The following is a 24,222-nucleotide window of genomic DNA, read 5'->3' as shown; positions in this document are numbered from 1 at the left end:
CAAGCCCTCACTCCCGCGTGCGTTTGCGTGGCAGGCGTATCTCGCTGGTTAACACGCCCAGAATAACCATGCCTCCGCCAAGCAGTGCGCGCAAAGGCAGGGCATCCCCCGCCAGATGCCCCACAAGCCCCGCCCACACAGGCTCGCCCGCGTAAATGAGTGTGGCCCGCGTGGGCGAGACCGTTTTTTGCGCCCAGTTCATAACCAGCTGGATCACGGCACTCATAACCCCAAGGCACAGCGCGGGCACAGCCCACCACCATGCAAAGGCTGGCACATGCTCCCCCATAACGGGCATGGCGGCAAAAGCCAGAAAACCAGCAACAACCAACTGCACAATAGCGACCCGAAAACTATTGATGGCAGGAGAGGCAAAGCGGCTGATCAGCACGACCTCCATGGCAATGGCTATGGTGCTGACAAGGGTAATGACCTCACCAAACTGGAGGCGCAGGTGGGTTATGGCCTGTGGCCCAGTTAGTAGCACCAGACCACAAAAAGCAAATAGCACCCCAAGCCAGACCATAAGGTGCGGGGGCTTTCGGAAGAAGAACCACTGCAAAAATGGCACCACAGGCACATACATGGCTGTAATAAAAGCGGACTGGCTGCTGGCAATACTCCCCAGCCCCACAGTTTGCAGCGCATAGCCAAAAAAAATGGCCACCCCCACACATGCCCCCGCACGGACCTCACGCAAGGTCAGGTCCAGCAGCAGCCGGCGGAACAGCAGCATGCAAAGCAGGGCCGCCGTGGTAAAGCGAAGCCCTACAAAAAACATGGCCCCCGTGTAGCGCATGGCCGTATGCACGACCAAAAACGTAACGCCCCACAGGACAGTAATACAGACCAGCGCCCCCTCCTCGCGCGAGAAGGCACGGAACGCTATTTTTTCCCGCACAGGCAGGGACTGGTCGGGCAAGTCAGGTGCTCCCGGCCCGAACCGGCTGGCGGTTGCGGGCCTGTTTTATTCGGGTCAGGTCTTATTTTAACCCGCTTACAAAGCGCGCCATACGCGTGCAGGCCTCGGCCAGCACATCATCCGATGTTGCGCAGGACAGACGCAGGTAGGGGGACTGCCCAAAGGCCGAGCCGGGCACAGTCGCCACGAACTCTTCCTCCAGCAGGGCGGTAGCAAAGTCGTGGTCGGTTTCTATCCGTTGTCCACCTGCGGATGTACGGCCCAGACAGGCCGCCACACCGGGATAGGCATAAAACGCGCCCTCTGGCATGGCGCAGGTCAGGCCCGGCACCGCGCGCAGGGCTTCCACCACAGCACTCCGCCTGCGGCTGTATGTCTCCACCATTGTGGCCACAAGGTCTGGCGGGCCATCCAGCGCAGCAGCAGCCGCCGCCTGCGCAATGGTGCACACACCTGATGTTGCATTCCCCTGCACACCCCGCATGGCGCCAATCAGGTCTGCCGGACCACCGGCAAACCCCACACGCCAGCCGGTCATGGCATAGGCCTTGGACACACCATTGAGTGTAATGGTGCGCTCCTTGAGGTCTGGCGCCACAGCCGCAATGGAGGCCGAGCGCACCCCGTCAAACACCAGATGCTCATAGATCTCGTCCGACAATATCCAGACATCGGGGTATGCGCGCAGAACCTCGGCTATCTCCGCCATATCCCCAGCCGGGCAGATCGCCCCAGTCGGGTTATTGGGAAAATTCAGCACAACCCAGCGTGTGCGCGGTGTTAGCGCCTGCGCCAGCACGTCCGCCCGGAGCCGGAACCCGTCCTCCTCCTGGCATGGAGCAAAGACCGGCGTTGCCCCGAACATACGGGCAATAAGGGGGTAGCTGACCCAGTAGGGTGTTGGCACTACCACCTCATCCCCCGGATTCAGCGTCGCCATAAAGGCGTTGAAGATGACCTGCTTGCCGCCGTTGGAGACCATGATCTGCTCAGGCGTGTAGTCCAGCCCGCTCTCGCGCACAAACTTGCGGGCAATGGCAGCTTTGAGCGCGGGCGTGCCATCCACGGGCGGGTATTTGGTCTGCCCATCCCGTGCGGCCTTGTAAGCGGCCTCCACCACAGCGGGGGGCGTAGCAAAATCCGGCTCCCCCAGTGCGAGGGAGATAACCGGCCTGCCTTCCGCCCGAAGAGCACGGGCGCGCCGCGCCATCTCTATGGTTGCGGGGGCGGGCAGACCGTCCAGACGGCGTGCAAAACTCCGTGGCATGGCTTACAGCAGGCCTTCACAAAAACGCTGGATGCGTGTGCAGGCATCACGCAGGCTCTGCGTATCCGTTGCGTAGGAAATACGCATATACCCCGGATACATGAAGGCTGAGCCATGAACCGCAGCCACACCTTCCTCTTCCAGCAGGGCGGTTACAAAGTCCTCATCCGTCTGCAAAAGCTTGCCACCGGGGGAGGTTTTGCCAAGGCATTTTTCAATACAGGGGAAGACGTAGAACGCCCCCTGCGGCACGGCACATTCCATGCCTTTGGCCTGATTGATCATGCTCACCACCATGTCACGCCGCCCCTGATAGGTGTCGACCATGGTCTGGATAAAGTCCTGCGGCCCGCTCAGGGCTTCCACCGCAGCGGCCTGCGCAATGGAGCACGTGTTGGAGGTGGACTGGCCCTGCAGCTTGTTCATGGCCTTGGTCAGTTCCACCGGAGCGCCGGAAAAGCCAATGCGCCAGCCGGTCATGGCATAGGCCTTGGACACGCCATTCATGGTAAGGGTACGGCTGCGCAGGCGCGGCTCCACCTCCACGAATGTTGCGGGGCGGAAGCCATCGTACACCAGCTTTGCGTAAATATCGTCCGTAAAAATCCACACATGCGGGTGGCGCAGCAGCACATCGCACAGCGGGCGCAGGTCCTCAGCCGAATAGGCAGCCCCGGTAGGATTGCAAGGTGAGTTGAGGAAGAGCCACTTTGTGCGTGGCGTAATGGCCGCCTCCAGCTCATCCGCACTCAGCCGGAACCCGTTTTCACGCTTGCAGGGCACCACAACGGGTACGCCTTCAGCCAGCGTGACAATATCGGGGTAGGACACCCAGCACGGAGCGGGGATAATGGCCTCGTCCCCCGGGTTCAGGGTCGCCATCATGGCGTTGTAGATGATCTGCTTGCCGCCGGTGGAAACAATAATTTCCTCCGCCGTGTAGTCCAGCCCGCTATCAAGGCGGAAGCGCTCAGCCACGGCCTTGCGCAGTTCGGGTGTGCCCGCCACGTCCGTGTAACGGGTCTGGCCCGCGGCAATGGCTTTTACAGCCGCCTGAGCAATGTTGTCGGGGGTGTTGAAGTCCGGCTCACCAGCGGAAAGGCTGATGATGTTCCGCCCCTCTGCCTTCAACGCACGTGCACGCGTTGAAATGACAATGGTCTGGCTGGGGCTGATCCTGTTCAGGCGGTCAGCAACAAGGCTCATGGTTTTTTACTTTCCGACTCAATATTCAAGCACCCCCGCCGTCCGGGCGGGCCAAAAAGCCCATCTTGCGGCGCGGATACACTGCTACGGCGCGCACAGTAATCCTCTTCCGGTCAGGGCGGAACCGGAGATTCCACCTGCTCTGTCTTTTTTGTTCTGCGCGGGTCCATTCCCTGTCATGCAAAAACGCGGGTCATGGGCTGTGGGGCGGGGGTTGCCTATGGTGCGCCAGCCTGTGGCAGGGCCGCAAACATGGCCTTGTTGCGCACCTGCTCCGCACTCATCCCGCTCTCACGCATGGCGCTGACGGCAAGAGCACCATCACGCTTGGCAAGGCGACGCCCCTGTGCATTGCACAACAGGGGATGGAACGCATAATGCGGCGCAGGCCAGCCCATAAGGGTCTGCAACAGCCGGTGCAGGCTGGTTGCGGGGCGCAGGTCCTCCCCCCTTGTCACCAGCGTGACGCCCTGAGCAGCATCATCGCATGTGACGCACAGGTGGTAGGATGCGGGTACGTCGCGCCGGGCGAGCACCACATCTCCAAACAGTTCGGGCTGACAGGGGACCAGGCCAGTATTCAGGTCATGGTAAGTCAGCGGCCATGCGGCATCTGCCACACCCCCGCAAGCGCTCCCCTGCCCTGTAACCCCCGTACCATCCGCCCCCGGCCTGCCCACGGGGGACATTGCATATTCTCTGGCACGGGCCATGGCACGCGCCATATCCAGCCGCAGCACATAGGGCTGCCCTGCCTCCATCCGCCGCAACCGCTCCGCAGTTCCAAGCGTGCGGCACCGGCCGGGGTAGAGCACCGAGCCATCAGGCGCGGTATGCGGGGCGGAGAACATGGCCGCACTCTCACGCGCGATGTCCGATCTGGTGCAAAAGCAGGGGTATAGCACCCCCATGCGCTCCAGCCTGTCCAGCACATGGCCATAGACCGCCATGCGGGCAGACTGGTAAAGCACCGGCCCATCGGGCAGCAGACCCAGCCATGCCAGATCATCCAAAATGGCGGTAGCAAAGGCAGGTTTGCAACGCTGGGGGTCTATATCCTCCATCCGCACCAGCCATTGCCCTGCTGGACGTGCGAGAGTCCACCCGAACAGGGCGGACGCCACATGGCCCAGATGCAACGCCCCCGTGGGGCTGGGGGCAAAACGTGTAACCCATTCTGTTTTATAATGGTCACAGTACTGTAATCGAATAGTCATACTGATCTTACCAAATGCATAAGGTCACCAAATATCCGTTACTATTGCCCCGCATTTTCTTGCCACGCTGGAAGACGTCTGCAATACTCCTTGCGGTAATGATCTCGACGACGCACTTCTGATGGCGGTCGGCTTGAGTTGTTTTGACCCCCTTGGAACTGTGTTCTCGTGCAAACGGGGAGACACGTCTTGGCCGATGGCAGTACTCTGAACTACCCAGCCCTTGTTCTGAACGCAGACTTTCGACCACTTTCATATTTCCCCCTCTCACTATGGGGGTGGCAGGATGCCATAAAGGCTGTCTGCCTCGACCGGGTTTCGGTCCTGAGTGAATATGACATGGAAGTCCACTCCCCCAATCAGGCATTCCGCCTGCCCAGTGTGATTGCCCTCAAGGACTATGTGCCCGCAGCGCGCAAACCGGCGTTTACACGGTTCAATGTTTTTTTGCGGGACAATTTTTCCTGCCAATATTGTGGGGAGCGCCACCCCACGCAGGAATTGACATTTGACCATGTTATTCCCCGCTGCAAGGGCGGGCGCACAAGCTGGGAAAACGTGGTAACCGCCTGTGGCTGCTGCAACCTGCGCAAAGGCCCGCACATGCCCCACCATATTGGCATGTTGCCCCGCCGCACCCCCGTACGCCCCACATCATGGGAGTTGCAGGAAAACGGGCGGGCATTCCCCCCCAATTACCTGCACAAAAGCTGGCGGGACTATTTATACTGGGATGCGGAACTGGAAGGTTAGGCCCATACCCCGCCCGCTCTAGCGGGTGTAGGTATAGCCGTATTCATCCGCCAGTTTTTGCAAATCAGGCGCGCCCTTGAGGTTGAGCGGAAGCGGCTTGGCCTTGGACTCGCCCAGTACAAACCCGCCGTTGCTCATGCGCTGGCAGGTATTGGCCGCCAGTGGAAAGCTCAGGAACATAGGCCCTGCCATCTGCTTGTGCAGGCAGGTTATATCCGTATCCAGCATGGGTACGCGCCCGATCTCGGACGAGCATCCGGCCAGCACGAGCCCCCCCGCCGCCATTACACCCAGAGCAAATTTGTTTGTTTTCAGCGTCACGGACCAGCTTACCTCTGTTGCCGCCCATCGGGCGGTCTTGCTACCACCGGTTGCTCCGGTGCAGGCCATGGTGCCATGTCCACCAGCCAACAGCCAGAGGCCACAACTCACGCCCCCTTTCCGCTGGCTGCATGGCAGGCATGGGCCTGTTCAGCTTACCTCGTAACCCGCTCCACGAATGGCGTCACGCAGGGAGGAAACACCAACACGTGCAGGGTCGTATGTGACCTTGACCTCACCATTGGCCAGATTGACATCCGTGCCGTCCACGCCATCAATTGCTGCCAGCGCACGTTTTACGGAAGAAACGCAACCATCACACGTCATCCCTTCGACCATGAAGCTTGCTGTCGTCTGGCTCATTGCGTTTACATCCTTTTTGTCAAATTCCTGAATGGCGCTTTTACACGGTCATCCCGTTTCTTCCATAACGCAACTCCCCCTTGATGCGAAACAGAAGATGTGCCGCCGCACCCAGCCCCAAAGCATGATATAAGCAGCGCATGCCCGACTTTAAGCCCCCCGCCCCGACAACAGCCCCCCTGCCCTCCGTCTGGCAGGACAGTTTTTTGCACCGGCTGATGCTGGCAAGCCTGATCAACCAGATGGAAAACCGCCTGCTGGCCGAAAACAGCGCCACACAAACGCTCGAACACTGGCTAAGGGCGCATAAGCTGCTATGCGGGCAGGAAGCCCTGCGGGCCGAGCGCGTAACAAGCCCCCCACGCCCCTGCCCAGCCGACCTGCTGGCAACGCTGGACATGCCCACCCCGCACACAGGGCAGGGTCTCGGCTACCGCAAAATTCGCCTGATGGGGACCACGCACACGTACTCGGAGGCGGAAAACTGGTTTGTAACAAACCGCCTGAGCCAGTCCATGACTCAGGCACTGGAGCAGACCGACACACCTTTTGGCCGTGTTGTCTCCCCCCTGCGTTTTACCCGCCAGCTTATCCGGCGCGAAACGCTGTGGTCCCCCCTACCGGATTTGTGGGAAATGCAGGAGCAGCTCCTGCACGGCACGGTACCGGGCGCACCGCAGAGCCAACCACTGGCCCTGCCCCCCCACCTGTTCCGGCACGTGGCCCTTTTACGCACCCACGCGGGCACGCCATTCAGTCTGGTGGTGGAGACCTATACCCCGCAGGCATTTGCCTTTGGCCCGCCACCCCACCAGACTGCGTTGTAAATTAAAGGCTGCTCAGGCCTCTTCCCCCATGCGGGTTTTATCCACAAAGGTTTCGGTCGCATCGTCCAGCGCACGGGTTTTGCGCCCACCGGGGCCGTGCACGTACAGGTCATTGCGGTCGATCTTGTCCACCGCATCGGGCTGCACGGGCATAAGGTAGCGCGCAGGGCGCTGGTGGTCGGCAAGCTGCAATTCGGGATTGAACACCGAGTTGAACTTCCACAGCATTTTAACAAAATTGGTCTGCCCGTTCTTGAGCAGATTGACCGCAATGCCCGCCGTGTCCTTGAGTGCCTGCCAGCCCATATGCTTGGTGTTGAGAACCTGCTGGGTTTTGACCAGTTCTTCATAAAACTCAGGCAAAGGCAGCGTGGTGGGCAGAACCGCGTGCTGGATATCAAACAGGCGGTAGTCACGCGTGGTCAGGCGGCGTGCCTCCTTGTGCCAGATTTCCGTCCCCGGATACGGCGTGGTGACGGAAATATTCACAATATCAGGAATTTCCAGACACCATTGCCGCACCGCCTCAAACCGCGCACGGTCCCATGACGGATCGGCAATAATATTGATGGCCACAATCAGCCCCAGCGAGCGGGCGTATTCCAGTGCCTCAAAGTTCTTGTCGAGCGAGACGCGCTTGCGGAACTGCTTAAGCCCTTCCTCATCCACCGCTTCCATGCCGATGAAGATGTAGGACAGCCCGATCTCGCTCCAGACCTTGAACACCTCCTTGTTGCGCAGCAAAACGTCTGCGCGGGTTTCAAGGTAATATTCCTTTTTAATGCCCCGCTTCTTAATTTCATCGGCAATGGCCATGCCGTGCTCTTCGTGCACAAAGGCCACGTCATCCACAATAAAGATGCCGGGTTCCTTGATTTCCTCCAGCTCGTCGGCAATCACCTGCGGGCTGGCCGTACGGTAGGAGCGCCCGTAAAAGGTCCATGCCGAGCAGAATGTGCAGTCCCACGGGCAGCCACGGGCAAATTCAATGGAGGCAGCGGGGTCCAGCGTGCCAATAAAGTATTTGTTGCGGTGGCGCAGCAGGTCACGCGCGGGCCGCACCTCATCAAGGGATTTGACAAAAATGGGGGGCGGGCCTTCCCCATCCAGCGTCACCGTACCGGGGACATCCAGAATATTTGTGCCATTCTGCACGGCCTCAAGCAGCAGGCCAACGGTTGCATCCCCCTCGCCCTTGAGAATGCAGTTGACCGACCCTTCGGACAGCTCAAGCACGTCTCTGGCGATAAACGAGACGGAGTGCCCGCCAATAAACTGGAACACCAGCGGAAAGCGGTAGCGGGTTTCACGGCACAGATCGAGAATTTCGGGCACATTGGCAAGGTAGCTGCCGGAGTAGCAGATGGCGTCCGGCTGGAACTCCTCAACCAGCTTCCAGTAATCTTCGTGCGTTTCGGCCTGCAGGTCGATAATGCGCACGTCATGTCCGGCATTCCGCGCAGCACCGGCCACCAGCTCCAGCCCCAGCGGCTCCAGCCGCAGGAAAACCTTGGTGTACATCAGGGCGCTGGGATGAACCGCCAGAACTTTCATGACATTCCTTTCTGCCTACTGCGGGCGGGGAACACGCATGTCGTTCCACCCTGCCCATAACGCGGGAGCATAAGAAATGTTTATATAAGAAAGGTCGCCGCTTGCCCTGCCTTGCCGCCGGGTATCTCCCATGCGCAAGACGTCTGGCTTGGCGGTTAACCGCCATTCTGGCGGCCCCGACGTATGCACAAGGCACAACGCCGGGGTGTGCTCTGCCAGAATTAGGGCAGGATTTCCGTTTCTGCAAAGAAGAAGCGGATTTCGTTTGCAGCGTTTTCCGCGCTGTCGGAACCATGCACGGAGTTTGCTTCAATGCTTTCAGCAAACTGGGCGCGGATGGTCTGGGGGTCGGCTTTTTTGGGGTCGGTTGCACCCATGACTTCGCGGTTCTTGGCAACAGCGTTTTCGCCTTCGAGCACCTGCACCACAACCGGGCCGGAGATCATGAAGGACACGAGGTCGTTATAAAAAGGGCGTTCCTTATGAACCGCGTAAAAAGCGCCAGCCACAGCGGGGGAAAGCTGCACGCGCTTCTGGGCGACAATGCTCAGGCCTGCATCTTCAAACACGGCGTTGATCTTGCCGGTCAGGTTGCGACGGGTTGCGTCCGGCTTGATAATGGACAGGGTACGTTCTTTAGCCATAAGGCCCTCCTTCGGGTGTAAACGCGGATATCCACCCTGTTCAGGCGGATGTTCAGCGTTTCCATCTAGAGCATATCGGCGCTGGCTGGTAGGTACCACACAGAATGTAATCTATTATTCCACAAGAAACGAGAGTTGCGTTGAGCCTGCTTGTCATCTCCAACCTTAGTCTGCGCATGGCTGGCCGCGTTCTGCTGGACCAGGCGAGCCTTTCCATCGACCCCGGCCGCAAGGTCGGTCTGGTCGGGCGCAATGGTGCTGGCAAGTCCACCCTGCTGGCCGCCATTGCGGGGGACATTACCCCCGATGGTGGGGACATCCGCCTGTCCTCACGCGCGCGCATGGCCCGCGTCAAGCAGGAAGCCCCGGCAGATGGGGCCAATCTGCTGGAAACCGTTCTGGCGGGGGACGTAGAGCGCACAACCCTGCTGGCAGAGGCCGAACAGGCCACGGACCCCATGCGTCTGGGCGAAATACACGAGCGCCTGCGCGCCATTGGAGCCGACAGTGCGCCTGCACGCGCAGGGGCCGTTCTGGCGGGGCTGGGCTTTAGCGCGGAAGCGCAGATGCGCCCCGTGTCCGATTTTTCTGGTGGGTGGCGTATGCGCGTCTCACTTGCCACGGCATTGTTTTTGGAACCCGACCTGCTGCTGCTGGACGAACCAACCAACCATCTGGACCTTGAGGCCACACTCTGGCTGGAAGACTGGCTGCGCCGATTCGCAGGAGCGGCCCTGATTGTCAGCCATGACCGGGGGCTGCTGGACTCCTGCGTGGACGCCATTGCCCACCTTGAGCGTGGCAAGCTGAACCTGACCCCCGGCGGATATGAAAATTTTGTGCGAATCCGCACCGAGCAGGCCTTGCAGCAAACCCGGCAGGCCGAAAAAATAGCCGCCCGCCGTGCGCATATGCAGTCCTTTGTTGACCGCTTCCGTGCCAAGGCCACCAAAGCCAAGCAGGCGCAGGCCCGGATCAAGGCGCTGGAAAAACTGCCCGTGATCGACGCCGTGGTGGAAGACACCGCAGCGCATTTTGCCTTCCCCGAGCCAGAACAGCTTCCGCCCCCCATCCTCAGCGTCAATCGCGCCAGCGTGGGGTATGACGGCAAGCCAGTGCTGGGGAACCTCTCCTTCCGGCTGGACATGGAAAGCCGCATTGCCCTGCTGGGGGCCAACGGCAACGGTAAATCCACACTGGCCAAGCTGATCGCGGGGCGGCTTGCCGCCCTGTCGGGCGATGTGGAGCGCAACCCACGGCTGAAGGTGGGCTATTTTGCCCAGCACCAGACCGAGGAACTGCATCTGGACCAAACCCCCATTGCCCATATGGCGCGCGCCCTGCCCAAGGCCACCCCACCCATTGTACGCGCCCAGCTCGCCCGCTTTGGGCTGGACGCGGACCGGGCGGAAACCGCAGTCAAAGACCTCTCGGGGGGGGAAAAAGCCCGCCTGCTGCTCGCCCTTGCCACGCGTGATGCCCCGCAACTGCTGATACTGGACGAACCCACCAACCACCTTGACCTCGACGCGCGCGATGCGCTGATCCGCGCTCTGGCCGATTTTGAAGGCGCTGTGGTGCTGATCAGCCATGACCCCCATCTGGTGGAACTGGTGGCAGACAGGCTCTGGCTGGTGGCAGATGGCCACGTGACCCCATTTGAAGGGGATATGAGCGAATACCGCACATGGCTGCTTGAGCGCGCCCGCGCCGCCAACCGCCCACGGCAGGATAGTACCGGGCAGCAAAGCCGCAAGGATGACCGGCGCGACCGGGCAGAGGCGCGCAAAGCACTGGCCCCCTTACGCAAAATTGCCAAGGATGCAGAGGCCAAGCTGGCCAAGCTGGCAAGCGAGCGCGCAAAGCTAGAGGCCGCTCTGGCCGACCCGGCCCTGTATGCAGATGGCAAGGCGGCGGAAGTGACCCGCCTGAACACACGTCTGGCCGCCATTGCCAAGGACGAAGCTGAAGCCGAGGAACGCTGGCTGGCCGCGGAAGCGGAAATGGAAGAAGCCGCCACCAGCGAGCCCTAAGCCGCGCGCTGCCCTCGCAACAAAGGCCCGCACCATTCCGGCACAACGGCCCTCACCTGCGTGAGCGCACAACTTGGGCTGCAAAGCACTCCTTGCAGCCCAAGTTCTTATCCGACCTGCCCATCCACGGCTGCGGCCTTGCTGGCGTCACGCGCTTCCACCTGCAACGAGAGCAAAAAGAGCACCAGCCCCACAAGCGAGAGCGCCATACCTGCCCAGCCCGTGGCTTCCAGCCCAAAACCCACGGCCAGCACCACCCCACCCAGCCATGCCCCAATGGCATTGGCGAGGTTGAAGGCAGCGTGGTTCATGGAAGCGGCAAGGGTTTGCGCATCGGCTGCAACATCCATCAGGCGCACCTGCATGGCCGGGCCAATGGCAATGCCACCCCCGAGCATGAAAACGGCCAGAGCCGTCAGCCATACCGAATGCGCAACCAGCGCAAACAGGCCCAGTGCTGCTGCATTCCACAAAAAGGCAGAAATGGTCGCCCATTTAAGGTTCTTGTCCATCAGATGCCCGCCAGCCCATGCGCCCGAACACATGCCCACACCCCAGAGCGCCTGAAAAAGCGGCACCCCCCATAACGGCACATGGGTTACGTCCTGCAAAGTCACGGAAAAATAGGTGTACACGCAAAACATGCCACCACAGCCCACAGCCACCGTACCCATGACGTACCAGACCTGCTTGCGCGAAAAGGCTCCCAGCTCCGACAGGGCCGAGCGCGCCCTGTTTGGCGGGTCATAAGGTACCCATGCCAGCACCATAAGGCAGCACAGCGCCCCAATAAGGCCGATAAACAGGTAGGACAGCCGCCAGCCAAAATAGGACCCGGCATAAGTTGCAAAGGGAGCCCCCACCACATTGGCAATGGTCAGGCCCGAAAAAACACGCCCCACTGCCCGCCCACGGTAACCACGCTCCACCAGCCCGGCCGCCACAAGGGCAGCAACCCCCATAAAGGAGCCATGTGGCAACCCGGTTACAAACCGCGCCAGATCAAGCATGCCCAACGTGCCAGCAAGGGTGCCCAACGCATTGGTCACGGCAAACCATGCCATGAGCAGCACCAGCAACTGCCTGCGCGACATCCGCGCCGCCATGACCGACACAACAGGTGCGCCCACCACCACACCCAGAGCGTAGGCCGAAATGGCCTCCCCTGTGCGGGGAATACTGGCGTGCATGCTGTCCGCCATCTGGGGCAGCAGCCCCATTGCCGCAAATTCCCCCGTGCCGATGGCAAAAGTGCCCACCGCCAGAGCGAGAATGGCCTTGGAGGCAGCCGCCAGTCCCCCATCGTTCCCGCCAGACATGTCCGTTCGTGCTCCTGCAACTATCAAAGAAATGTCTTCTCACATCCGCGCCAGAATGGATAAGACTACACAAAAAAGTAATAAGTCGTGTGCTTACACACAGAATGAGCGGACAGCCGTTACACAGCCTCCCCCGATCCTGAAAGAGTTTTCTTGCATGTCATCCGATAGCGGTTTTCCTCCCCCCCACACGTCACGACCGGACACCCCCGCTTTTGGCCCCGAACACATTGCCCGCATTCTGCGCCTGTGCGCGGGGGCTGTGTGCATGGGCCTGCTCATCTGGCTTTTGGGTGACGTGCTGATGGTGGTGTTTGCCTCCGTACTATGCGCGGTGGTGCTTTATGGCCTGTCCAACATCCTGCGCCGCCACCTTGGGCTGTCACACGGCTGGGCGCTGTCCATTGTGGTGCTGGCCCTGCTGTCCAGCGCGGGTCTGCTGGTATGGAACAGCGGGCCGTCCATTGTGAGCGAGGCAATCCGCCTGCAAGAGGCCCTCCGCCAGCAGGAAATGGCCTTGCGTGACACCCTGCAAGGCACCCCGACCGGACAGATGATTCTGAACTATCTGCCTGCCTCGCTCGGGGGGCACCATACGGGAGGGGATAGCGGGCTGGCCTCCCTTGGCTCGCGCATTGCAGGCTCCATGACAGGTATCCTCGGCTCTGCCTTTGGCGCCATTGGCACACTGCTGGTCGTGCTGATTGCGGGGCTGTATTTTGCCATGTCCCCTGCCACCTACGCCAACGGCCTGCTGCGGCTGGTCCCCCCCGAGCGGCGGCCGATCATCCGCCAGTTGCTGCTGCGCGCGGGCCAGACCCTGTGGGCATGGGTTGCGGGCCAGTCTTTGGACATGCTGGTGGTTGGCACGCTCTCGGGCATAGGACTGTGGTTTATTGGCGTGCCTTTAGCGCTCGCACTGGGCGTGCTGGCGGGGATGTGTAATTTCATACCCTATATTGGCGCGATCATGGGCGCTGTTCCCGCACTGCTCCTCGCACTCTCCCTTGGCACGCGGGAGACCATTATGGTGGCCGTGCTCTACAGCGTGATCCAGTTTTTTGAAGGCAACGTGCTGGCCCCCGTTATCCAGCGCCATGCGGTGCAGATGCCACCAGCCCTGACTGTTCTGTCCCAGACCCTGTTTGGTGCCATTCTGGGCTTCCCCGGGCTGATATTTGCCTCCCCCCTTACGGCGGTTTTGCTGGCAATACTCGATTCCCTCACAAAACCCCTAGCCGAAACAGACCGTATATGAAACATTTCCGCACTAAGCCGTGACAAGAACATATATTTCTTGTAAGAATTTCGTAATCCGTTTGGATAATCTGGGGTCTGTCTATGCGTGTTCTTCTAATAGAAGATGATCAAACGGTCCGTAACTTTGTCGCCAAGGGCCTGGCGGAAGCGGGTCATCTGGTCGAACAAGCAGCAGACGGCAGACAGGGGCTGAGCCTTGCCTGCCAGGACAAGTTTGACGTCATCATTCTCGACCGCATGCTGCCCGGTGGGGTGGAGGGGCTCCATATTCTGGAAACCCTGCGCCGCGAGGGCAACATGACCCCCGTACTCCTGCTGTCCGCGCTGGCAGATGTGGATGAAAAAGTGGCCGGGCTTAAAGCAGGCGGGGACGACTACGTCAGCAAGCCTTTCTCTTTTTCCGAGCTACAGGCCCGGCTGGAAGCCCTTGTGCGCCGCAACCGCAACGAGGCCCAGCCCCTGACCAAGCTGACCGTCAGCGACCTGGAAATTGACCTGCTCTCCCGCTCGGTCCGCCGGGGCGGGCAGAAAATAGACCTCCAGCCGCGCGAATTCCGGCTTCTGGAGTTTTTAATGCGCCATACCGGGCAGGTGGTTACCCGCACCATGCTGCTTGAAGGGGTGTGGGACTACCACTTTGACCCGCAGACCAATGTGATTGACGTCCACATCTCCCGCCTGCGGCAAAAAATAGACAAGCCGTTCGAGCATGCTCTGGTGCATACCATCCGTAACGCCGGATACATGCTGCAGGAATGAGGGCTCTCCAGCGATTTATGCAGGCCAATTTCAGCAAGGTCCGCATACAATCGGTCAGCCTGCGCTTTGGCGTTGTTTACAGCGCCCTTTTTATCATCTCCGCAGTCATGTTCCTGTCTTTTGTATGGTGGGGCACCATTGGACTGCTGGACCAGCGCGTCCGCCACTCCATTGCTCTGGACGCCCACGCCATGCTCACCGAATGGACGCATGAGGGCGTTCTGGGGCTGGAAAACCTGATCAGCAACCGTCTGGCGCAGGATATAGACGATAACGCCATTTACCTGCTGAGCGGACCAGACAATAAACTGCTGGCTGGCAATCTGGCCCACTGGCCCGCACGGCTGGACCCCAACCTGAGCTGGCAGACACTGCCTGTCCTGCGTGATGGCCAACTCAACCTTGCTCAGGTCCGGGTATGGAGCCTACAGGGCAATTACCACCTGCTGATCGGCCGCGACATAAGCGAACGTACCCAGATCCAGCGTATGCTCACCGACGCCATGCTCTGGACCTGCCTTATGGTCGGGCTGCTCGCAGTTGGGGGCGGCTGGGTCGTGCGTACGCTGTTCCGCCAGATCATCCATTCCATCAACCGCACCACGCTGGCCATTACCCAAGGCGATATGTCACGCCGCATTCCCGTATCGGGCATGGGGGATGAGCTGGATGACGTGGCCCTGACCATCAACCAGATGCTCGACCGCATTACCCGGCTGATGGACGGGGTCAAACAGGTTTCCAACTCCATTGCGCACGACCTGCGCACCCCCATTGCCCGCGCCCGTGCGGAGCTGGAGGATGCAGCCTGCTCCGCCACAAACGAGCAGGCCCTGCGCGCAGCCATTGATCAGGCTGTGATCAATCTGGACAACGTCACCGGCATTTGCGAGGCGCTGCTGCGCATTGCCCAGATTGAGGCAGGCACCCGCCGCTCGGCCTTTGCCATATTCGATCTGGCCACCACCCTGCGCGACATGGCGGAGCTGTACGAAGCCGTGGCCGAGGAGCATGGGCTTGAACTGCGGACCGACCTGCCCGCCCACCTGCCATTCTGGGGCGATCAGGCCATGTTCCAGCAGGCATTGGCCAATATACTGGACAACGCCATAAAGTTCTCCCCTCCACACGGCGCCATCAGCCTGAGTGCATGGAGTATTCCCTCCGACCGGGAGCAGGCAGGTACTCTACGCATTACGGTCGTGGACTGCGGCATTGGCATGAACGAGGCCGATCTTGCCCGCGCCCCCGAACGCTTTTTTCGCGCCGAGCGGGCACGCCACACACCGGGTTCGGGCCTTGGGCTGGCACTGGTGCAGGCCATTGTGGAACTGCACGGCGGAACCCTGCTGCTGAGCCACAACAACCCCGGCCTTGCGGTGACCATTGACGTGCCAGCCACGTATGATCTGCCCGGCCAAATCTAAAAATTACGTCATTCTTCAATCATGACCAGAAACTATTAACGTCAATAGATCGTTTTCGAGAGAGAGTTTAGTTGAAATAACATTGATTTATGTTTCTTAGTGATCCCATGAAGCTCCGCTTACCTTTGGTTCTGGCCCTAGCTATGGCCTGCGTTGTTACGGGAGGGTCCGTTACCCTTGCCAGTAACCTGCATGTGCCTACCGGCCTGCCCTTTGGCTGGCATTTTTTTCCATCCGACAGGCTCTCCACCCCTGTGATTGTCACATCCGACAGTCTCTCGTTCTGTCTTGAGCTGGCCCATCTGGTTGAGACATACCCGGACACCTCCCCTTCCGCCGCCATCACCAGCCTGAAAAAAGAAGGCATGAACCTGTGCGAAACAGGGCATGTCCGCCTGGGGCTGGTCCGCCTGCGCCGCGCCTTAATGAATGCCGAAGGAGCACCGTCTTGACACACCCAACCCGTGTTTACTCCACAGCCCGGCTGGCGCTGGCCCTGACCTCGGGCGTGCTCGGCCTGACCTTTGCCCCCCTTGCCCATGCCCAGAGCAGCACGGAACCCTTTACCCGGCTGGAAATCCACGCAACAGGCACAACACAGGCCACACCAGACAAGCTGAGCGCGCATTTCCGCGCCGAAAGCCAGAACCGCAGCGCAGCCTCCGCCCAGACCGGCGTCAACGCCATGGTTAAAAAAGCCACGGATGAGGCCGCCAAAAATACGGATATCAAAGCCGCAGTGCTCCAGTACTCGGTGTACGAGACCCGGCCAGAAAAAGCCCGCCCATACTGGACCGCCAGCCAGACCCTGACATTCTCGGCCACAAACGGCACCAACCTGCTGCCGCTAGCCGGCCAGTTACAGGCACAGGGCTTTATTCTGGAAGGTCTGGAATGGTCCCTCTCGGATGAAAAGCGGCAGGCCCTGTTCCTCGAAGCAGAGAAAAAAGCCGTAGAGGAACTTAAAAAACAGGCCGACACACTGGCAGCCTCGCTCGGGCTGCATGTGGCGCGGTTTATGCAGGTCAGTGTTTCTGACCAAGGCTACCCTCACCCTATGCCCGTTATGCTCCGTGCGGCCGCAGGTGTGGCTGATTCCGCCAGTTACAGCCCCTCCAGCACGGCAGAAGAACAGACCGTGCGGGCAGACCTGCGCGCCACGGTTCTTTTAGGCCCCTGAACGCTTGCTGCCCTAAACCCCAACCCGGCAGATACGGCACAAAAAAACCGCCCGAGGGAGACCCCCGGGCGGTTTTTTATAGCCAGTCCAATTGGAATGACGCTTAGCGTGGTGCAAGCACCATAATCATCTGACGGTTTTCCAGACGGGGCATCTGCTCCACCTTGGCCAACTCGTCAATTTCGGTCCGAATCCGCTCCAGAACCTTGATCCCCAGTTCCTGATGCGCCATTTCGCGCCCACGAAACCGCAGTGTGACCTTGACCTTGTCGCCGTCGCCAATAAAGCTTTTTACAGCACGCATTTTGACCTGATAGTCATTTTCGTCGATATTCGGACGAACCTTGACTTCCTTGATCTCAATGACTTTCTGCTTCTTTTTGGCTTCGTTGCGCTTTTTCTGCTGCTCGTATTTGAACTTGCCGTAGTCCAGAATCTTTACAACCGGCGGCTCAGCATTCGGGCTGATTTCCAGCAGATCAAGCCCGACGCCATAGGCACGGGCCAGCGCATCACGCACGGACATAACGCCCGCCATTTCGCCTGTTTCATCAATCAGGCGAACCTGCGGCACACGAATTTCTTCATTCACACGCGGCCCTTCTTTGCTGGGCGCCGCGGGGTAAGGGGATCTGACTATGGTCGGCTCCTGTAATTCATTTCAAAAACAAACAGGGGCACCGTCATCCGGTGCGCCCGCCTGCGTGTAGTATGTGCGCAATTCTCCGCTCTTTATCAAGCGGTCCATGCAATAAATCAGGGGCATTGCAGCATTGCCACAAAAACCCGGCCTGCTTCACGCTTTTTTGCGTAAATCGGGGGGTGTTGCCTCCAGTCCCAGTGTTGCAATGGCCTGCGCAAGGGGGAGTACCTCCTGCGCCTGCGAACCAAGGCGGCGCATGGCCACTGTGCCTTCCTCCGCCTCGCGCCGCCCGACAACCAGAATAACCGGCACGCGGCCCACACTGTGCTCGCGCACCTTGGCGTTGATCTTGTCGTTCCGTGTATCGGCCTCGGCCACCAGACCGGCGTTGCGCAGGGCTGCGGCCACCTCCTGCGCATAGGGTGCTGCATCACTGACAATGGAGGCCACAACCACCTGCACAGGCGCCAGCCACAGCGGGAAGCGCCCGGCGTGCTGCTCGATAAGAATACCAAGGAACCGCTCGAACGAGCCCAGAATGGCACGGTGCAGCATAACCGGACGGTGTTTGGCCGAGTCCTCGCCCACGTAGCTGGCATCCAGCCGTTCGGGCAGCACAAGGTCCACCTGCAAGGTACCACACTGCCAGTCCCGCCCGATGGCGTCACGCAGCACAAATTCAAGCTTGGGGCCGTAAAACGCGCCCTCACCCGGATTGTACTCGTACTCAACCCCCGCCACGGAGCAGGCTTCCTTCAGGGCTGCCTCGGCCTTGTCCCACACGGCCTCGCTCCCGGCGCGCTGCTCGGGGCGGTCGGCAAACTTGACGCGCACATGCTCGAACCCGAGGTCCTGATACACTTCATGCAACATCTGCACGAACTGCACGGTCTCGGCCGCAATCTGGTCTTCGGTGCAGAAGATATGCGCATCATCCTGCGTAAAGCCGCGCACACGCATCAGCCCGTGCAGAGCGCCCGATGGCTCGTAACGGTGGCAGGCACCAAATTCCGCCATACGCAGCGGCAGCTCACGGTAGGAGCGCAGGCCGTGGCGGAAGATCTGCACATGGCACGGGCAGTTCATGGGTTTGAGGGCAAGGGTCTTGTCCTCATCCTCCACCGTGGCCACAAACATGTGGTGGCGGTACTTGTCCCAGTGGCCCGATGCCTCCCACAGGCCACGGTCGACCAGTTGGGGGGTGCGGACCTCCTGATACCCGTGGCGGGTCTGTGCGCGGCGCATGTAATCCTGCAATACGGAGTACACACGCCAGCCCTTGGCGTGCCAGAACACCTGCCCGACGGCTTCTTCCTGAAAATGGAACAGCCCCATTTCCCGCCCGATGCGACGGTGGTCGCGCTTTTCGGCTTCCTCAAGCTGGAGCAGGTATGCGTCCAGTTCCTTCTGGTCACGCCAGGCGGTGCCGTACACGCGGGTCAGCATGGGGTTGCGGTGGTCACCCCGCCAGTAAGCCCCGGCCACCTTCATGAGTTTGAACGCCGTGCCCACATCCTTTGTGGTGCGCAGGTGCGGGCCACGGCACAGGTCCAGCCACTGGCCCTGACGGTAGATGGAAATATCTTCGCTCTCGGGCAGGTCACGGATCAGTTCGGCCTTGAACGACTCGCCACGCTCCTCAAAAAACGCAATAGCGGCATCCCGTGGCCAGACTTCGCGCTCAAACGGCTCCGCCCTTGCCACGATCTCCTTCATCTTGGCTTCGATCGCGGCAAAGTCTTCGGGTGTAAAAGGCTCGGCACGGAAAAAATCGTAATAGAACCCGTGTTCAATGGACGGGCCAATGGTGACCTGCGTGCCGGGGAACAGTTCCTGCACGGCCTCGGCCAGCACATGAGCCGCATCGTGGCGGATCAGTTCGAGCGATTCCGGGTCTTTTTTAGTAATAAAGCGGACCTTGGCATCAGCCTTGATGGACTGGCGGATGTCGCTCAGCTGCCCATCCACCTCCATGGCGAGTGCGGCTTTGGCAAGCCCTGCACCGATGGATTCCGCCACCGTAGTGCCCGTGACTGGCCCGTCAAAACTACGAACAGAACCGTCAGGCAGGGTGATAGCGGGCATGGGTGCAAGCTCCAGAAGGGTGCAGAAAATAAAAACGAAGGATGTTTAATGGCGCTACCAGAGCGCGGCTGCAACCCTCTGGAGCGAAAGGAATGCAAGATCACGCGCCCACAGCACCTCCACCTGCCCCGGCCTGTAGCCCAAAGGTGCTGTGCGTGCGGGTGTGCTGGCGCGTGAGAACAGCACAAGGCAGCGGCAACCAACCTCCGCCGCCAGATGCATGGGGCCAGTATCATTCCCCACAGCGCCCCATGCGCGTGCGGCCAGCCCTGCCAGCTCTGGCAGGCTGGTCTGGCCTGTCAGGTCGCGGGCCTGCGGGCAGTGCTGCATAATTGCCGCAGCCAGCGGCTGCTCTGCGGCACTCCCCACAATAACAGGCGTAATACCGCGCTCCGCCAGCAGGGCCGCCAACTGGCCATAATGCTCTACAGGCCAGCGTTTTTGCGGGCGGTGCGGGGCCGCGCCGGGTACAAGGAGTGCATAGGGCGCAGGCAGGTGTGGCCCACCCTCCACAAGCCAAGACAGGTCTGGCCGGTCCACCGGGGCAACTCCGGCCATGCGCAACTGGTCGCGCTGGCGGGGCCTTGTGTGCATGATGTTGCGCCACGGGTTGGCATGGGGGAAGGCCGCCCCCGCCACATGACCCGACCAGACGGGCCTGCCCGCCAGCCAGAAATACCGTGCCGTGCGCCCCGATGTCTGCAAATCGTAAACCCGGTCATACCCCCGCAACTGGCAGCGCAGGGCCAGCACGCCAGCAAGGTCGGTCCAGCGGGGGCGGTGGTCCACCTCCACATGGTCAAACCACGGGGCAAGGCGGGCCAGCTCCACAAAGGGGCGGGTTGTCAGCAGGGTAATCCGGGCGTTGGGGTGCGCGCGCCTTATGGCTGCAAACGGGCCAAAGCTCTGCACAAAATCCCCCAGCGCACTCAGCCGGATTACCAGAATGCGCTGTGGTTCCTCCCCTTGTCCGCGGGTCATGGGGAATCGGGGTCCGCCGCCATGACGGCAAGGTCCTGCCGGGCCATGTCCGCCTCGTGGCTGTCGGGGGACAGGTCGAGCACTTTCTGCCAGTCCTGCCGCGCCCCTGCCGCATCCCCCTTGCGTTCGCGGATAATACCGCGCTCCAGCAGGGCGGCGGCATTGTCGGGGGCAACACCAAGCGCGTGGGTGACATGCTGCATGGCCTGTTCCAGCCGCCCCATTTTACGCTCGGCCTCGGCCAGCATGATGTAGGCCTCCAGCGCCGTGCCGGGCTGGCGGGTCACAAGGGTTGTCAGCTCCTGCTCGGCAAGGTCCGCCCGGTTCTGGGCCAGCAGGCTGCGCGCCCGCGCAACCTGCAACCCCTGATTGCCCGGCTGGACCGAAAGACCAAAATCCGCACTGGCCTGTGCCTTGGCGGGCACCCCGGCAGCAAGCCAGGCCTCTGCGGCCTCCTCCTCCACGATGGCGCGCAGGGCCGGGGGCATGTTGTCCCCCTTTTGGGCCGTCTGGTGGGCCAGATCATCCAGCTCCCGCGCGGCTGTGTCCTCATCCCCCGCCTCCAGCAGGGCCAGTGCGTGGCAGTGCCGGGCATCGCGCCCGCCGCCATGGTGCTGCCAGTCCAATGCGTAATCACGCGCGCCGTACGGGTCATCCCCGATCATGGCCATGCAGGTGGTCACGGACCAGACCTGCTTTCCCTCCCCCGACGCCTGTTGCGTGCGGGCCTGCGCAACACCTTCCATGGAAGATGTTCCCGCCAGAACAACAGCGCCAGCCAGCATGCAAGGCAGGGACCGACGCGTGGAAAAAGCTGCTTTCATACATCATCCATAGCAAACTCTGGTCCGTATTGGTCAAGCGCGGACCTAGCGTGTTCAGAATATGGCACTTTTGCGTTGTTGCATGGTAAGAGGAGCAGCATGGCCAGTTTTTTAAATCCTCCTGTTATTCTGCAAATTCTGCCCGCTTTACAGCAGGGCGGTGTGGAGCGTGGCACGCTGGAAATGGCACAGGCCATTACACAGGCCGGAGGCAGGGCGCTGGTCGCCAGCAGCGGTGGACGCCTTGTGCCGTTACTGCGGAGTCTTGGGGCGGAGCATATCACCCTCCCCGACTGTGGCAGTCGTAACCCAGCACACGTCCTGCGCAATGCCCGCATGCTGGCGCGCCTGCTGGGCGAGCACAATGTTGCTCTGGTGCATGCCCGCTCGCGTATTCCCGCATGGACGGCCAGACTGGCATGCCGGCGCACCCACACACCGTTTGTCACCACATGGCATGGGGTGCATGCCAACACCATACCGGGTAAAAAACTCTACAACTCCGTACTGGCCAGCGGAGACAGGGTCATTGCCATAAGCGCTCATATCGGGCGGATGCTCAGGCAGGAGTACCATGTCCCGCCCGAGCGGCTGCGGGTTATTCCACGCGGGGCGGATATAGAGCAGTTCAGCCCCCATGCGGTCAGCGGCCAGCGCATGCACCACCTTGCCGAACAATGGAACATTCCCGCAGGCTCGGCCATTATTCTCATGCCCGGCAGACTGAGCGCATGGAAGGGTCAGTCCCTTGTTCTACAGGCTCTGGCCCAACTGGAGGCGGGCCTGCCAGAGCAGCCATGGCACTGCGTCTTTGCCGGGTCCGACAGGGAAGACGGGCGCTACGTGGGCGCATTGACGCAACTGGCCAGCAGCCTTGGACTGGACGACAGAATCCGCTTTGCCGGACATTGCGAGGACATGCCCGCCGCCATGGCGCTGGCCACCATGGTGCTTGTTCCCTCCCTGCGCCCCGAGCCCTTTGGCCGTGTTGTGGTGGAGGCTCAGGCCATGTGCCGCCCTGTTATTGTCTCGCACCACGGTGCTGCGGTCGAGACAGTGGAGCACGGCGTAACGGGCCTGTCCGTCCCCCCCAATCATGTGGAAGAACTGGCGGATGCCATGTTCGCGGTGCTGAACGCCCCAGCCGCAACCCTTGCCAGCATGGGCGAGGCCGCCCGGCAGGCCGTACTGGCACAATACACGACACAGGCCATGCAACATGCCACACTGGCTGTGTATGACGAGGTGCTGGGCACACAGCTTGCCCCGGACTTTCTCCTCACCAAAAATGCGCCTGCCCCCTTTCAGGACCACGACCTTGCGGGGTAAGACACTTCCTCCCTTCCCCCACCCACAGGGCAGAGCATGAGTGCCGCACCCCCCTCCACGCAGCCCCTTTTTGCCCAGACACCGCGCAGGCTCGCCTTCATGGCCGCCCCCACGCATGAGGCGCGGGCCGAGCTGGACCGGCTGGTTGCGCATTATGGCAACTGCCATCCGGGGGATGCGGAAATTATTGTCTGTCTGGGCGGGGACGGCTTTATGCTCGAAACCCTGCGCGTGGTGCTGGAAACACAGCTGACCGCCCCGGTTTATGGCATGAACTGCGGCTCCGTCGGGTTTTTGATGAACCCGATGAACGAGGAAGACCTGCCAGAACGGCTTTTCCATGCGCAGGCCGCCACATTGCACCCACTGCGCATGACCGCCACCACCCGTGACAACGAAACGCACGAGGCCCTTGCACTCAATGACGTGTATCTGTTCCGCCAGACCCGTCAGGCGGCCAAGCTGCGCATTGATGTGGATGGGCTGGTCCGCGTACCCGAGCTGATCTGCGATGGCGCGCTACTGGCAACCCCGGCAGGCTCCACCGCGTACAATCTTTCAGCCCACGGGCCGATTGTGCCACTCTCGGGCAATCTGCTGCCACTGACCCCCATATGCGCTTTTCGTCCGCGCCGCTGGCGGGGTGCCCTGCTGCCCTCAACCGCGCATGTCGGCTTTACGGTTATGGAATCGGAAAAACGACCCGTAGCCGCCGTGGCCGATTCGGTAGAAGTGCGCGACGTTACCTCCGTACAGGTGCGCGAAGACCGCAACCTGACCGTAACCTTGCTGTTTGATCCGGGGCAGACACTCTCCGAACGTATTGCCGAAGAGCAGTTTTCTGCATGAGTGCGCGCATTTTTGCCGCGCTATGCCAGCATACCCCGTTTTATCCCTGCCACCTTCTGGGCTAGTCTGCACCGTAATGAAAAAAATGCTCTCCCTTTCGTGCCGTCTTTCCCTGCTCTGCGCCGCAGGGTTGCTTGAAGCTGGCACGGCACAGGCCCAGATCACCACCAATGCGCAGGCACTCGACAGCCTGAGCAGCCCAGAGGCCCCGGCCCGCCCGGCTGCCACGCAAAACCGGGAAGAAAGTGCTCCCGCCCGCCCGCGCCGCACCGCGCCACGCCCGGCCCAGACCACACAGGCACCCACAGCCAAACCCGTGCAGGCCAGCGTTCCAGCCCAGAACAGCCAGAAGCCACAAGCGCCGACAGCCACAGCACACACGGCCACACAGGCTCCTGCTCCTGCTCCTGCTCCTGCTCCTGCTCCTGCTCCTGCTCCTGCTCCTGCTCCTGCTCCTGC

General features: G+C 60.9%; 23 protein-coding genes and 1 pseudogene. 11 read left to right on the top strand and 13 right to left on the bottom strand.

Annotated elements, in window-relative coordinates:
• Positions 1-7: 7 nt before the first annotated feature.
• From HK26_RS07560 to gluQRS, 4 genes are all read right to left on the bottom strand, one after another.
• Complete coding sequence (locus tag HK26_RS07560) at positions 8-922, bottom strand: DMT family transporter (protein WP_257640916.1); 915 nt, start codon at positions 920-922, stop codon at positions 8-10.
• A gap of 61 nt (positions 923-983) precedes the next feature.
• Positions 984-2,189, bottom strand: coding sequence for a pyridoxal phosphate-dependent aminotransferase (locus HK26_RS07555; protein ID WP_086639222.1), 1,206 nt, complete (start codon positions 2,187-2,189; stop codon positions 984-986).
• A gap of 3 nt (positions 2,190-2,192) precedes the next feature.
• Positions 2,193-3,395 (bottom strand): pyridoxal phosphate-dependent aminotransferase, encoded by a 1,203-nt coding sequence (locus HK26_RS07550; RefSeq protein ID WP_086639221.1) that lies wholly within the window; start codon positions 3,393-3,395, stop codon positions 2,193-2,195.
• Between the two features lie 218 nt (positions 3,396-3,613).
• Complete coding sequence (gene gluQRS, locus HK26_RS07545; RefSeq protein WP_086639220.1) at positions 3,614-4,612, bottom strand: tRNA glutamyl-Q(34) synthetase GluQRS; 999 nt, start codon at positions 4,610-4,612, stop codon at positions 3,614-3,616.
• Positions 4,613-4,801: 189 nt separating this feature from the next.
• Here gluQRS and HK26_RS07540 point away from each other — a divergent pair, with 189 nt between their 5' ends.
• The gene (locus HK26_RS07540; RefSeq protein WP_025826712.1) at positions 4,802-5,365 is read left to right on the top strand and encodes an HNH endonuclease; all 564 of its coding nucleotides are present in this window, start codon (positions 4,802-4,804) and stop codon (positions 5,363-5,365) included.
• A gap of 18 nt (positions 5,366-5,383) precedes the next feature.
• On the opposite strand, the gene HK26_RS07535 is transcribed toward HK26_RS07540, so the two are convergent.
• Positions 5,384-5,650, bottom strand: coding sequence for a hypothetical protein (locus HK26_RS07535; protein ID WP_051544101.1), 267 nt, complete (start codon positions 5,648-5,650; stop codon positions 5,384-5,386).
• A 186-nt stretch (positions 5,651-5,836) separates the two neighbouring features.
• Complete coding sequence (locus HK26_RS07530) at positions 5,837-6,049, bottom strand: heavy-metal-associated domain-containing protein (RefSeq protein ID WP_025826709.1); 213 nt, start codon at positions 6,047-6,049, stop codon at positions 5,837-5,839.
• A 140-nt stretch (positions 6,050-6,189) separates the two neighbouring features.
• Between HK26_RS07530 and HK26_RS07525 the strand changes: the two genes are divergently transcribed.
• On the top strand, positions 6,190-6,876 hold the full coding sequence (locus HK26_RS07525) for a hypothetical protein (RefSeq protein ID WP_086639219.1): 687 nt from the start codon (positions 6,190-6,192) through the stop codon (positions 6,874-6,876).
• Positions 6,877-6,888: 12 nt separating this feature from the next.
• Here HK26_RS07525 and hpnR read toward each other — a convergent pair whose 3' ends face one another.
• Positions 6,889-8,430, bottom strand: coding sequence for a hopanoid C-3 methylase HpnR (gene hpnR, locus HK26_RS07520; protein WP_086639218.1), 1,542 nt, complete (start codon positions 8,428-8,430; stop codon positions 6,889-6,891).
• A 221-nt stretch (positions 8,431-8,651) separates the two neighbouring features.
• Positions 8,652-9,074, bottom strand: coding sequence for a nucleoside-diphosphate kinase (gene ndk, locus HK26_RS07515; RefSeq protein ID WP_025826705.1), 423 nt, complete (start codon positions 9,072-9,074; stop codon positions 8,652-8,654).
• A 140-nt stretch (positions 9,075-9,214) separates the two neighbouring features.
• Here ndk and HK26_RS07510 point away from each other — a divergent pair, with 140 nt between their 5' ends.
• Positions 9,215-11,107, top strand: a complete 1,893-nt coding sequence (locus HK26_RS07510) for an ABC-F family ATP-binding cassette domain-containing protein (protein ID WP_086639217.1) — start codon at positions 9,215-9,217, stop codon at positions 11,105-11,107.
• A gap of 107 nt (positions 11,108-11,214) precedes the next feature.
• Here HK26_RS07510 and HK26_RS07505 read toward each other — a convergent pair whose 3' ends face one another.
• Positions 11,215-12,426 (bottom strand): MFS transporter, encoded by a 1,212-nt coding sequence (locus tag HK26_RS07505; RefSeq protein ID WP_257640915.1) that lies wholly within the window; start codon positions 12,424-12,426, stop codon positions 11,215-11,217.
• Positions 12,427-12,583: 157 nt separating this feature from the next.
• Between HK26_RS07505 and HK26_RS07500 the strand changes: the two genes are divergently transcribed.
• From HK26_RS07500 to HK26_RS07480, 5 genes are all read left to right on the top strand, one after another.
• Positions 12,584-13,684, top strand: a complete 1,101-nt coding sequence (locus HK26_RS07500; protein WP_086639216.1) for an AI-2E family transporter — start codon at positions 12,584-12,586, stop codon at positions 13,682-13,684.
• An 83-nt stretch (positions 13,685-13,767) separates the two neighbouring features.
• Positions 13,768-14,445: a winged helix-turn-helix domain-containing protein gene (locus HK26_RS07495; RefSeq protein WP_025826699.1), complete on the top strand. Its 678-nt coding sequence runs from the start codon at positions 13,768-13,770 to the stop codon at positions 14,443-14,445.
• Between the two features lie 17 nt (positions 14,446-14,462).
• The gene (locus tag HK26_RS07490; RefSeq protein ID WP_086639215.1) at positions 14,463-15,872 is read left to right on the top strand and encodes a HAMP domain-containing sensor histidine kinase; all 1,410 of its coding nucleotides are present in this window, start codon (positions 14,463-14,465) and stop codon (positions 15,870-15,872) included.
• A gap of 89 nt (positions 15,873-15,961) precedes the next feature.
• On the top strand, positions 15,962-16,324 hold the full coding sequence (locus tag HK26_RS07485) for a hypothetical protein (RefSeq protein ID WP_143296314.1): 363 nt from the start codon (positions 15,962-15,964) through the stop codon (positions 16,322-16,324).
• Positions 16,321-17,052 (top strand): SIMPL domain-containing protein, encoded by a 732-nt coding sequence (locus HK26_RS07480; RefSeq protein WP_086639213.1) that lies wholly within the window; start codon positions 16,321-16,323, stop codon positions 17,050-17,052. The genes HK26_RS07485 and HK26_RS07480 overlap by 4 nt, the downstream gene beginning before the upstream one ends.
• Before the next feature lie 103 nt (positions 17,053-17,155).
• Here HK26_RS07480 and infC read toward each other — a convergent pair whose 3' ends face one another.
• The 4 genes from infC to HK26_RS07460 form a co-directional block, all read right to left on the bottom strand.
• Positions 17,156-17,692 carry a translation initiation factor IF-3 gene (gene infC, locus HK26_RS07475; RefSeq protein ID WP_086639212.1) on the bottom strand — a complete coding sequence of 179 codons (537 nt, stop codon included), beginning with the start codon at positions 17,690-17,692 and terminating at the stop codon, positions 17,156-17,158.
• A gap of 156 nt (positions 17,693-17,848) precedes the next feature.
• Complete coding sequence (thrS, locus tag HK26_RS07470) at positions 17,849-19,780, bottom strand: threonine--tRNA ligase (RefSeq protein WP_086639211.1); 1,932 nt, start codon at positions 19,778-19,780, stop codon at positions 17,849-17,851.
• Positions 19,781-19,834: 54 nt separating this feature from the next.
• Positions 19,835-20,761: a glycosyltransferase family 9 protein gene (locus tag HK26_RS07465; protein ID WP_086639210.1), complete on the bottom strand. Its 927-nt coding sequence runs from the start codon at positions 20,759-20,761 to the stop codon at positions 19,835-19,837.
• Positions 20,758-21,585 carry a tetratricopeptide repeat protein gene (locus HK26_RS07460; RefSeq protein WP_180539429.1) on the bottom strand — a complete coding sequence of 276 codons (828 nt, stop codon included), beginning with the start codon at positions 21,583-21,585 and terminating at the stop codon, positions 20,758-20,760. Before HK26_RS07460 ends, HK26_RS07465 begins: the two co-directional genes overlap by 4 nt.
• Before the next feature lie 99 nt (positions 21,586-21,684).
• Here HK26_RS07460 and HK26_RS07455 point away from each other — a divergent pair, with 99 nt between their 5' ends.
• From HK26_RS07455 to HK26_RS13470, 3 genes and pseudogenes are all read left to right on the top strand, one after another.
• On the top strand, positions 21,685-22,914 hold the full coding sequence (locus HK26_RS07455; RefSeq protein ID WP_086639209.1) for a glycosyltransferase family 4 protein: 1,230 nt from the start codon (positions 21,685-21,687) through the stop codon (positions 22,912-22,914).
• Between the two features lie 36 nt (positions 22,915-22,950).
• Complete coding sequence (locus HK26_RS07450; protein ID WP_086639208.1) at positions 22,951-23,763, top strand: NAD kinase; 813 nt, start codon at positions 22,951-22,953, stop codon at positions 23,761-23,763.
• Between the two features lie 76 nt (positions 23,764-23,839).
• Positions 23,840-24,222 (top strand): annotated as a pseudogene (locus HK26_RS13470) (hypothetical protein); the annotation flags it as partial.

The organism is Acetobacter okinawensis (genome assembly GCF_002153655.1).
Lineage (GTDB): Bacteria > Pseudomonadota > Alphaproteobacteria > Acetobacterales > Acetobacteraceae > Acetobacter > Acetobacter okinawensis_A.
This window is presented reverse-complemented; position numbering and strand designations above follow the sequence as displayed.

Excerpts from the sequence above, each read along its gene's own strand:
- HK26_RS07555 (WP_086639222.1), bottom strand. The coding sequence starts at position 2,189 with ATGCCACGGAGTTTTGCACGCCGTCTGGACGGTCTGCCCGCCCCCGCA.
- HK26_RS07550 (WP_086639221.1), bottom strand. The coding sequence starts at position 3,395 with ATGAGCCTTGTTGCTGACCGCCTGAACAGGATCAGCCCCAGCCAGACC.
- gluQRS (WP_086639220.1), bottom strand. The coding sequence starts at position 4,612 with ATGACTATTCGATTACAGTACTGTGACCATTATAAAACAGAATGGGTT.
- HK26_RS07535 (WP_051544101.1), bottom strand. The coding sequence starts at position 5,650 with ATGGCGGCGGGGGGGCTCGTGCTGGCCGGATGCTCGTCCGAGATCGGG.
- HK26_RS07530 (WP_025826709.1), bottom strand. The coding sequence starts at position 6,049 with ATGAGCCAGACGACAGCAAGCTTCATGGTCGAAGGGATGACGTGTGAT.
- HK26_RS07525 (WP_086639219.1), top strand. The coding sequence starts at position 6,190 with ATGCCCGACTTTAAGCCCCCCGCCCCGACAACAGCCCCCCTGCCCTCC.
- hpnR (WP_086639218.1), bottom strand. The coding sequence starts at position 8,430 with ATGAAAGTTCTGGCGGTTCATCCCAGCGCCCTGATGTACACCAAGGTT.
- ndk (WP_025826705.1), bottom strand. The coding sequence starts at position 9,074 with ATGGCTAAAGAACGTACCCTGTCCATTATCAAGCCGGACGCAACCCGT.
- HK26_RS07505 (WP_257640915.1), bottom strand. The coding sequence starts at position 12,426 with ATGTCTGGCGGGAACGATGGGGGACTGGCGGCTGCCTCCAAGGCCATT.
- HK26_RS07500 (WP_086639216.1), top strand. The coding sequence starts at position 12,584 with ATGTCATCCGATAGCGGTTTTCCTCCCCCCCACACGTCACGACCGGAC.
- HK26_RS07495 (WP_025826699.1), top strand. The coding sequence starts at position 13,768 with ATGCGTGTTCTTCTAATAGAAGATGATCAAACGGTCCGTAACTTTGTC.
- HK26_RS07490 (WP_086639215.1), top strand. The coding sequence starts at position 14,463 with ATGCAGGCCAATTTCAGCAAGGTCCGCATACAATCGGTCAGCCTGCGC.
- HK26_RS07485 (WP_143296314.1), top strand. The coding sequence starts at position 15,962 with ATGTTTCTTAGTGATCCCATGAAGCTCCGCTTACCTTTGGTTCTGGCC.
- thrS (WP_086639211.1), bottom strand. The coding sequence starts at position 19,780 with ATGCCCGCTATCACCCTGCCTGACGGTTCTGTTCGTAGTTTTGACGGG.
- HK26_RS07465 (WP_086639210.1), bottom strand. The coding sequence starts at position 20,761 with ATGACCCGCGGACAAGGGGAGGAACCACAGCGCATTCTGGTAATCCGG.
- HK26_RS07460 (WP_180539429.1), bottom strand. The coding sequence starts at position 21,585 with ATGAAAGCAGCTTTTTCCACGCGTCGGTCCCTGCCTTGCATGCTGGCT.
- HK26_RS07455 (WP_086639209.1), top strand. The coding sequence starts at position 21,685 with ATGGCCAGTTTTTTAAATCCTCCTGTTATTCTGCAAATTCTGCCCGCT.
- HK26_RS07450 (WP_086639208.1), top strand. The coding sequence starts at position 22,951 with ATGAGTGCCGCACCCCCCTCCACGCAGCCCCTTTTTGCCCAGACACCG.